Raw genomic sequence first — 8,949 nt, forward strand, 5'->3', positions numbered from 1 at the left:
TTTGCGGGACGGCAATTAAATGAAAGCGGATATAACGGCCATTATTTTGACATTTAACGAAAGTCAACATATCAAACGCTGCATAGAAAGCGTGCGGGACTTTTGCTGCGATGTGGTGGTGGTGGATAGTTTTTCGACCGACGATACGCAGGCTATTGCGGAAAATCTGGGCGCGCGATTTTATCAACATGCTTTCGTTAATCATGCCAGTCAATTTAACTGGGCCTTGGACAATATCGATATTTCCACGGAGTGGATTTTTCGTATCGATGCGGACGAATACGCGGAAGCCGGTTTGAAACAGGAGCTCGCTGGTGCCTTGCCGCAAGCGGATGCCGAGGTATGCGGTTTTTTCGTGCGGCGTAAATATGTGTTTATGGGGCAATGGATACGCCGGGGGGCGATGTACCCCATCGATGTGTTGCGGGTGTTCCGGCGCGGCAGCGGACGCGTCGAACCGCGCTGGATGGACGAACATATCGTGTTGGAGCGGGGCCGCGCGGCGCGCTTGCAGGGCAATATCGTCGACGACAACTTAAACAGCATCGGCTGGTGGGTGGATAAACATAATAAATACGCCACCTTGGAAATGCTGGAGTTGTTGAATTTGAAATACGGCTTTTTGCCTGGCGACACTTCGACGGCTCGGCATGTTGGCGGCCAGGCCAAGCTTAAGCGCTGGATAAAAACGGTTATTTACGCCAAATTGCCGTACTTCGTGCGGCCATTATTGTATTTTTTATACCGCTATTTCTTGAAGTTGGGTTTTCTGGATGGCGTAAATGGCTTTGCCTTTCATTTCATGCAGGGCTGCTGGTACCGCTGTCTGGTGGATTTGAAAATGCTGGAAGCGGAGCGTTGGATTGCCAAGGAACAAGACGCCGCGACGATTAAAGAAATTTTAAAACTAAAGACCGGTTTACGGTTATGAGAAAGGATAAATCCCGGTTTTTGCCGGGATTTTACGTATAGGCGTAGTTTATTAAGGATTCCGTCCAAAATAACTTCCCCATTGTGTTCCCTAGCCCTCGAGCGGAGGAAGAGGGAACACAATGGGGAGGTTATTAGGAGCGGAATCCTAACCATTTGTCTGTTTCGCGTACGACCGAATCTTTTTCGTAAGGGCTGAAATTGCGAAAAGGCCTGTCCCAAACAGCCACATTGTTGCCGGCACAGGAACGGTTGTTGCTGTCGATACGTTCACTTGGGTGTTATAAAAATTAACATCAATGGATTCGGCGTCGGGTGAGACAAATCCCACATTGAATGGGTCGAGATGCAAGCTGATTGTTGTTGATTGGGCGGGCCTTTAATGTCTTGCACAGGAGGCTTCGTTTCACCCTGGATGATTGATTGGAGTTTATGTATGAAACTTACCATTTTTGTCGGCTGCCTGGCTGTAATGTCGGCGCCGGTATCATTTGCCGGCGATTCGGCGCTTCGTTCCTGGACCGGGGGCTATGCGGGCGTCAATTTGGGCGCAATTTGGACCGATTCTCAATTCAGTTCCCGCCATAACAATTTTTTGTCCGATAACGGCCGGTATGCTGAAACCCTGACGTCGGCGGATGTCAATCCCGGATTTCAGTTCGGATACCTGCATCAGTTTGACAGTCGCTTGGTGTTGGGGGCGGAAGCCGACTTTAGCTATCCCGCTACAAAAACTCACGCATCCGTTGTAGAAGGCAACGTTTACGATTCGTTTGAAAGTCGTTATGACTTGCAAGGTAGTCTTAGAATCAGAGCGGGATATGCTATCCAAAGGTTCTTGCCTTTTATTACCGCCGGTGTCAGCTTTGCTAGTATGAGCTTTTCTTACACCAACGAGGCCCACGATAATTATTCCACCGAGACCACGCAAACAGGATGGGTGTTGGGCGCCGGTATTGAATATGGCTTTTTGGATAATCTTTCCGCGCGCTTGGAATATTTATATACCGATTATGGTAAAGGTCTGAAAATGGGTTTGCCGGAAGTTGCCGGCGCTTCCGATCCGCAAGGTTTTGCGGCGGCGAACATGTCTACAAACGTGGTCAGGGCGGCGCTAAACTATCGGTTTTGATTGTCGCAGGGGGTGGAGGCGGTTTATCAACCCGGCTTCCGAAGCAACAGTACCTTCTCCCTCGGAAGGGTGTCGTAAAAGCCATAACAGAACCCTCTCCCGCGAGGAGAGGGGGATTTTATACAACCTCTCAGAGGAGGTCGTTTGTAACGAAATCCTTGGTCTTGGCAGCTGATTAGGCGGCTTCCGTTGCCACCGAGCGGTTTTTATTCACAATCCATTCGCTCCATGAGCCCGCGTACAGTTTGGAGCCGCTCAAGCCGGCTATTTCCATCGCCAGCAGATTATGGCAGGCGGTAACGCCGGAGCCGCACATATGTACGACTTCGGCCGGCGGGCGCGAGCGCAGCAAGGTCTGGAATTGGTTTTTAAGCTGTGTGGCCGGCAGGAACAGGCCTTGTTTGTCCAGGTTCAGTTGAAAGGGCCGATTGACGGCCTTGGGGACGTGGCCGGCTACCGGGTCTATGGGTTCCTGTCGTCCTTGGAAGCGTTCTGGCGCGCGGGCATCTATCAGCACGATGCGGTTACCGGCCAAGGCATTTTCAAGCTCGGTTGCGCTCAGCCATTGCTTTTGATCAGGATAACAACGGAAGTGATTGGAGACAGGTTTGGGCAGCACCGTAGTGACGGGCAGGGTTTGTTTTTGCCAATATTGCATGCCGCCGTCCAGCACGGCGACGTCCGTGTGGCCCATGCAGCGCAACAGCCACCATAGGCGACCGGCAAAGGCGCCGCCGGCGTCGTCGTAGACCACCACTTGGCTGCGGTTGCCGACGCCCCAGGCAGACAATTGTTTGCTCAGGCCGCTAAAATCCGGCAGCGGATGACGGCCGGTATAGCTTTTGACGGGGGAGGACAGATGCAGGTTTAAGTCCGCGTAGCGGGCGCCTGGAATGTGGCCCCGCCGATAGGCTGCGGCGCCGGCCGTGGTGTCGGCCAAGGAAAACCGGCAATCGAAAATCACCCAGTCGGGTTTATGCAGATTGGCCGCCAGTTCGGTAGCGGAAATAAGGGTGGTGTAGGCCATTTAAATCTCCAAAATAATTTTGCCGAAATGTTGGTTACTAGCCATGCGGGCGTGGGCCTGTTCCGCTTCAGCCAGCGGAAAGACCGAATCCAGGTTGGGTTTGATTGTGCCGGCCTCCAGCAGGGGCCAGACTTTTTCCCGCAATTGTAAAGCAATATCGGCCTTGAAAGCGTCGTCGCGGGCGCGCAGCGTGGAACCAGTGACGGTTTGGCGCTTGAGCATGAGTTGCCACAGGTTGATTTCGCTTTTGGCGCCGTTTTGGACGGCAATTTGCACCAAGCGGCCCTCAACGGCCAGACATTTTAAGTTACGCGACAGGTAATCGCCGCCTATCATGTCCAGAATTAAGTCGGCGCCACGGCCTTCGGTCAGTCGGTTAACGGCTTCGACAAAATCCTGGTCACGGTAATTGATGGCGGCGTCGGCTCCCAGCGCCAGGCAACGGCGGCACTTTTCATTGCTGCCGGCAGTCACGTAAACGGGATGGCCGAAGGCCTTGGCCAACTGGATGGCTGTGCCGCCAATTCCGCTACCGCCGCCGTGCACCAACAGGCTTTCACCGGAAGATAAACGGCCGCGTTGGAAGACATTGCTCCAGACGGTAAAAAAGGTTTCCGGCAGCCCCGCAGCCTCTGTGAAACTGAATCCGCTCGGCACGGGCAGGCAGCAAGCCGCGCTGGCCAGACAATATTCGGCATAGCCGCCGCCCGTCAGCAGCGCGCACACCGCATCGCCGGTTTTAAATGCTGTGACCGCGGAGCCGGTTTGCACGATGACGCCGGCCACTTCCAGGCCCAAAACCGCCGAGGCGCCCGGGGGAGGCGGATAAATACCCTGACGCTGCAACAAATCCGGCCGGTTGACGCCGGCGGCTTTGACTTGGATCAGCACTTGATGCGGTGCCGGCTCCGGCATGGGTATTTCGGCCGCTTGTAAGGCGTTACCGGCCGAATTGGAAATGATTTGAATCGCTTTCATGCTTAAAGGGTTTTTCCAAAATGGCGATAGTCTTTATTATATGCGGCTTTATGCCGGGAGTAGCCGACGCTTTTGCGGCGCTTGCGGCGTCTTTTTGCTAGTGAACGAGATACGGAAAACATGATACGTGCGGGCATTGTGGGCGGTACCGGCTATACCGGGGTTGAGTTGTTGCGGATATTGGCCTTGCATCCGGAGGTGGAAGTTACGGCGGTAACCTCGCGCGCCGATGCCGGGTTGCGAGTGGATAAGCTGTATCCCAGTCTCAGGGGTATGTGCGACGCGGTATTCAGTCTGCCGGAAGTTGAGCGCTTGGCCGACTGCGACGTGGTGTTTTTCGCCACACCCAACGGTACGACTATGCAAACGGCCCCGGATTTATTGGCGCGCGGCAGCAAAGTAATCGATTTGTCGGCCGATTTTAGGATCAAGGATGTGGCGGAATGGGAAAAATGGTACGGCATGCCGCATGCCAGTCCGCAATTGATAGCCGAAGCGGTCTATGGTTTGCCGGAAGTGAATCGGCTGGCGATTCAAGAGGCCCGCCTGATTGCCTGTCCGGGTTGTTATCCCACCGCCGTGCAGTTGGGTTTGCTGCCGCTGCTGGAAAATGGACTGGTCGATGCGGGCTATTTGATTGCCGATGTGAAATCCGGCGTTAGCGGCGCGGGGCGGAAAGCCGAACTTTCATCCTTGATGAGTGAGGCCGGCGAGAGTTTTAAGGCTTATGCAGTGGCGGGACATCGGCATTTGCCTGAAATCAGACAAGGCTTGCAACGGGCCACTAGCGAACAGGTCGGTTTGACGTTTGTGCCGCATCTGACGCCTATGATACGTGGGATTCACGCCACTTTGTATGCGCGCTTGAAACAAGACGTCGATTTGCAGGCGTTATTCGAACAACGTTATCAAAACGAAGCATTCGTGGACGTATTGCCGGCGGGATCGCATGCCGATACCCGTAACGTGCGGGGCAGCAATCGTTGCCAAATCGCCGTGCATCGGCCGCAAGGCAGCGATACCGTGGTAATTTTGTCGGTGATCGACAATCTGGTGAAGGGGGCGTCCGGACAAGCGGTACAGGCCATGAACCTGATGTTCGGCTTGCCGGAACAGCAAGGTTTGCGGACGGTGGCGCTGTATCCTTAAGCTGAGCTCAAGCCGGTCGGCCCGGATAGATGCCGCCCAGCACCACCGGTTCGTGGGCGCCGGTGACGCTGCAAAGATTGCCGGCGAGGTGATTGAGAGTTTGCCGAGCGAGCCAGGCGAAAGCCATGGCTTCCACTTGGTCGGGGTCGACGCCGTAATCGGCGGTCGAAAGCACCGGCATGGGCAATTTGTCGCGCAACATCGCCATCAATTGCCGGTTATGCACTCCGCCGCCGCAGACCAGTACATTCGCGCTGTCCGGGCCGTGCGCCAATATTTCATTGGCGATACTGGTCGCGCTCAATTCGCAGAGCGTGGTCTGTACATCCGTTGCCGGGCAATCTTTGAACCCCGTTAGTTTTGAATCAAGCCAAGCTGGCGAGAAATATTCCTTGCCGGTGCTTTTGGGCGGTGCTTGCTGGAAATAAGCATCGGCCAGCAGCCGATCTAACAGAGCGGGCCGGACTTGCCCGTTTTGACCCCAGTCGCCGTTAGCATCGTAATTGCGGCCGGTATTCAGCCGGCACCAGTAATCCAGCAGCGTGTTGCCGGGGCCGGTATCGAAACCCAGTACATTTTGATCGCGTAATACGCTGATATTGGCTATGCCGCCGATATTCAGCACGGTGACGGTCTTGCCGGGGACGGCAAACAGGGCTTGATGGAATGCGGGTACCAGCGGTGCGCCCTGGCCGCCGGCGGCAATGTCCCGGCGGCGAAAATCGCCCAGCGTGGTAATGCCAGTGATTTGCGCTATGCGATTGGGGTCGCCGATCTGCAGCGAAAAACCGCGAGGCCCGTCCGGCGCGTGATAAACGGTTTGGCCGTGGCTGCCTATGCCTTTGATTTCGTTAGCCGGTATGTTCGCTTTATTAAGCAGGGCCAGGGCGGCCTCGGCAAATAATTGACCGAGCTGGGAATCCAGCGCCCCGTAATCGCTCAGTAAGATGGCGGTATCGGGCAGGCTGATCCGGTGAATGCGGTTTCTTAAATCGTCGGGAAAGGCTTGATAGTGAAAAGCCATCAGACGGGGGGGGCTCTGACTGAAATCGACCAGACCGGCATCGATGCCATCGATGCTGGTCCCGGACATTAAGCCGATATAAAGCTCGGTCTTTTGGTTAGTTTTTGGCAAGCAAGGCGTCGCCTTTGGCCTTTTGCAAGGCGGCCATCAGTGGCTGGGTTTGCGTTTTGAATTTGGCCAATACGGCATTATCCATGGGCAGGCTGCGAGGCAGTTTGGCGGTAACCGGGTTGACGTGTTGGCCGGCAATGCGGAATTCGTAATGCAAATGCGGGCCGGTGGCCAAGCCGGTTTTGCCGACATAACCGATCACATCGCCTTGCTTCACCTTGCTGCCGACTTTTTGGCCGGATTTGAATCCGGAAAGGTGGGCGTACAGAGTTGAATATTTTTGGCCATGTTCGATTTCAACCACATTGCCGTAACCGCTTTTGATGCCGTGAAAAACAATTTTGCCGTCCCCGGTGGTTTTGACCGGCGTGCCGATGGAGGCCGAATAATCCACGCCTTTATGGGCGCGTATGGTATTCAGTATCGGGTGCTTGCGATGCAGGTTAAAGTGCGAGCTGATTTTTGCAAAATCCATCGGGTTTTGTAAAAAGGCCTTGCGCAGGCTGTTGCCCTCGGGGCTGTAGTAACCGGTATGACCTTGATTGTCTTCGAAACGCACGGCCGTGTATGTTTTGCCTTGGTTAATGAATTCGACCGATAAAATATCGCCGGTATCGAATTCCTTGCCATCAACGAAAAGTTTTTCGTAAACCACCGTGAATTCGTCGCCTTCCCGCAAGTTGAGGGCGAAGTCGATGTCCCAGGCAAAAATGTCGGCCAGTTTCAGTATGATTTTTTCGGACAGGCCTGCTTTTACACCGTCTTCAAACAGCGAAGATTGTATGGTGGCTTTGGCGCTGCTGACTTGATAATCGATTTTCTTGCTGAGCAGCTTAACGTCGAATCCGTCGTCGTGGCGGGTGGCCACCAGTGTTTCGAAGGGGGTTTTGGCGTAGGTCAGTTGTTCGAGTTCGCCTTCGGCATTAACGGTGGCGACCACGTCTTGGCCGGGTGTCATGTCGGCGAACTGCTTGCCGGTGGCATTGGCGTGAATGATTTTGTGCAAATCCTCCCGGCTGAGATTTAAGTCCGAAAAGATGGTCGACAGGTTTTCGCCCGATTTAACCGTATGTTCCATGTCTTCGGAAAAGGCGGCTGGCTGGGCGGGGGCGACGTAATTGGTATATTGATTGACCTTGGAGGATATCAGTTGTTCTCGTTCTAGGTCTTTGGGGTCTTGAAAGCTTTTGTAGGGAATAAGTCCGTAACTTGCGCTGGCGGCAACAACGGTGCAGGCACTTAACAGCACCGTCTTGAGTATTCTGTTTTTCACAGCAATCACACTTCATTGGTTGTCGAGCGGTTCATTGTAGGCAATTTTTCTAGATATGGCGAACTTTCGGCCTAATTTGTCCTGAATTGTCGGGTCGATAATTTATAATGAGCGGAGCGTATTTATTTTCAGGAGAAGGAAATTGTTGCAAGAAACCTTGGCCCAACTGCGATATGGGGCGGATGAAGTTCTGTTGGAAGCGGAATTGATCAAGAAATTGGAAGAAAACCGGCCGTTGACGGTCAAAGCCGGTTTTGATCCCACTGCGCCTGATTTGCACCTGGGGCACACGGTATTGATTAACAAGCTGAAACAGTTTCAGGACGCCGGGCATAGGGTGCAGTTTCTGATCGGGGATTTCACGGCAATGATAGGCGATCCGACTGGCAAGAATGTAACCCGCAAGCCCTTGAGTCGGGAGGAGGTGGTGGAAAATGCCAAAACCTATCAGGAGCAGGTATTTAAAATTCTGAATCCGGAAAAAACCGAGATCAAGTTTAATTCGGAATGGATGGGGGCAATGTCCAGCGCCGAAATGATCCAATTGGCCGCCAAGCATACGGTGGCGCGGATGTTGGAGCGCGACGATTTTCATAAGCGTTATAAAGGCGGCCAGCCAATCGCCATTCATGAGTTTCTGTACCCGTTGATTCAAGGTTACGATTCGGTGGTGATGAAGGCCGATGTGGAACTGGGCGGCACCGATCAGAAATTTAACTTATTGATGGGACGGCATCTGCAGGAAATTTATGGGCAAAAACCGCAGGTGGTATTAACCATGCCGATTCTGGAAGGCTTGGACGGGGTGCAAAAAATGTCCAAGTCACTCAACAACTATATAGGGATTGCCGATGCGCCGGACGATATGTTCGGCAAGATCATGTCGATCTCGGACGACTTGATGTGGCGCTACTTTGAATTGCTGAGCTTCAAACCGATGGTGGAAATCGAGCAATGGCGTAAAGAGTGCTTGGCGGGAGCCAATCCAAGAAACTATAAAGTCACTCTGGGTCAGGAGATTGTGTGCAGGTTTCATGGTAAGCAAGCTTCAGAGAGCGCTCTGGAGAATTTTGAGGCACGCTTTCAGCGCGGCGCCTTGCCGGACAATATGCCCGAACTTCAAGTGGCTGCCGATGCGAAAGGAATGCCGGTCGCCAACCTGTTAAAAGAGGCCGGATTGGTTGCGAGTACCTCCGAAGCGCTGCGCATGATCAAGCAGGGTGCTGTAAAAATTGATGGTGAAAAACTGGAAGACTCCAAAGCTGTTTTGCCGGTGTCCAGTAACCATGTTTATCAGGTCGGGAAGCGAAAATTTGCCAAAGTTG

At 53.5% G+C, this 8,949-nt stretch carries 9 protein-coding genes; 4 read left to right on the plus strand and 5 right to left on the minus strand.

Going from position 1 to position 8,949, the window contains the following annotated elements:
- Positions 1 to 19: 19 nt before the first annotated feature.
- On the plus strand, positions 20 to 931 hold the full coding sequence (locus NP590_RS17630) for a glycosyltransferase family 2 protein (RefSeq protein ID WP_256603968.1): 912 nt from the start codon (positions 20 to 22) through the stop codon (positions 929 to 931).
- A 147-nt stretch (positions 932 to 1,078) separates the two neighbouring features.
- Here NP590_RS17630 and NP590_RS20630 read toward each other — a convergent pair whose 3' ends face one another.
- Positions 1,079 to 1,261 carry a PEP-CTERM sorting domain-containing protein gene (locus tag NP590_RS20630; protein WP_371927321.1) on the minus strand — a complete coding sequence of 61 codons (183 nt, stop codon included), beginning with the start codon at positions 1,259 to 1,261 and terminating at the stop codon, positions 1,079 to 1,081.
- 105 nt (positions 1,262 to 1,366) lie between these two features.
- On the opposite strand from NP590_RS20630, the gene NP590_RS17635 reads away from it, so the two are divergent.
- A complete protein-coding gene (locus NP590_RS17635) occupies positions 1,367 to 2,062 on the plus strand; it encodes an outer membrane protein (protein ID WP_256603969.1) in 696 nt (231 codons plus the stop codon).
- Between the two features lie 175 nt (positions 2,063 to 2,237).
- On the opposite strand, the gene NP590_RS17640 is transcribed toward NP590_RS17635, so the two are convergent.
- Positions 2,238 to 3,089 (minus strand): sulfurtransferase, encoded by an 852-nt coding sequence (locus NP590_RS17640; RefSeq protein ID WP_256603970.1) that lies wholly within the window; start codon positions 3,087 to 3,089, stop codon positions 2,238 to 2,240.
- The gene (locus NP590_RS17645; RefSeq protein WP_256603971.1) at positions 3,090 to 4,067 is read right to left on the minus strand and encodes an NAD(P)H-quinone oxidoreductase; all 978 of its coding nucleotides are present in this window, start codon (positions 4,065 to 4,067) and stop codon (positions 3,090 to 3,092) included. It abuts the gene before it with no gap.
- 120 nt (positions 4,068 to 4,187) lie between these two features.
- Here NP590_RS17645 and argC point away from each other — a divergent pair, with 120 nt between their 5' ends.
- Complete coding sequence (gene argC / locus NP590_RS17650; RefSeq protein WP_256603972.1) at positions 4,188 to 5,216, plus strand: N-acetyl-gamma-glutamyl-phosphate reductase; 1,029 nt, start codon at positions 4,188 to 4,190, stop codon at positions 5,214 to 5,216.
- A gap of 7 nt (positions 5,217 to 5,223) precedes the next feature.
- Here argC and NP590_RS17655 read toward each other — a convergent pair whose 3' ends face one another.
- Together NP590_RS17655 and NP590_RS17660 are read right to left on the minus strand one after the other, a co-directional pair.
- Complete coding sequence (locus NP590_RS17655; protein WP_256603973.1) at positions 5,224 to 6,351, minus strand: anhydro-N-acetylmuramic acid kinase; 1,128 nt, start codon at positions 6,349 to 6,351, stop codon at positions 5,224 to 5,226.
- Positions 6,338 to 7,624, minus strand: coding sequence for a peptidoglycan DD-metalloendopeptidase family protein (locus NP590_RS17660; protein WP_256603974.1), 1,287 nt, complete (start codon positions 7,622 to 7,624; stop codon positions 6,338 to 6,340). Before NP590_RS17660 ends, NP590_RS17655 begins: the two co-directional genes overlap by 14 nt.
- A 145-nt stretch (positions 7,625 to 7,769) precedes the next feature.
- Between NP590_RS17660 and tyrS the strand changes: the two genes are divergently transcribed.
- Positions 7,770 to 8,949: tyrosine--tRNA ligase (gene tyrS, locus NP590_RS17665; protein WP_371927319.1), on the plus strand; the 1,180-nt coding region annotated here is incomplete at its 3' end.

It is taken from the genome of Methylomonas subterranea (assembly GCF_024505185.1).
Classification (GTDB): domain Bacteria; phylum Pseudomonadota; class Gammaproteobacteria; order Methylococcales; family Methylomonadaceae; genus Methylomonas; species Methylomonas subterranea.

Coding starts and splice junctions, on each gene's coding strand:
- NP590_RS17630 (WP_256603968.1), top strand. CDS start 20: ATGAAAGCGGATATAACGGCCATTATTTTGACATTTAACGAAAGTCAA.
- NP590_RS17635 (WP_256603969.1), top strand. CDS start 1,367: ATGAAACTTACCATTTTTGTCGGCTGCCTGGCTGTAATGTCGGCGCCG.
- NP590_RS17640 (WP_256603970.1), bottom strand. CDS start 3,089: ATGGCCTACACCACCCTTATTTCCGCTACCGAACTGGCGGCCAATCTG.
- NP590_RS17645 (WP_256603971.1), bottom strand. CDS start 4,067: ATGAAAGCGATTCAAATCATTTCCAATTCGGCCGGTAACGCCTTACAA.
- argC (WP_256603972.1), top strand. CDS start 4,188: ATGATACGTGCGGGCATTGTGGGCGGTACCGGCTATACCGGGGTTGAG.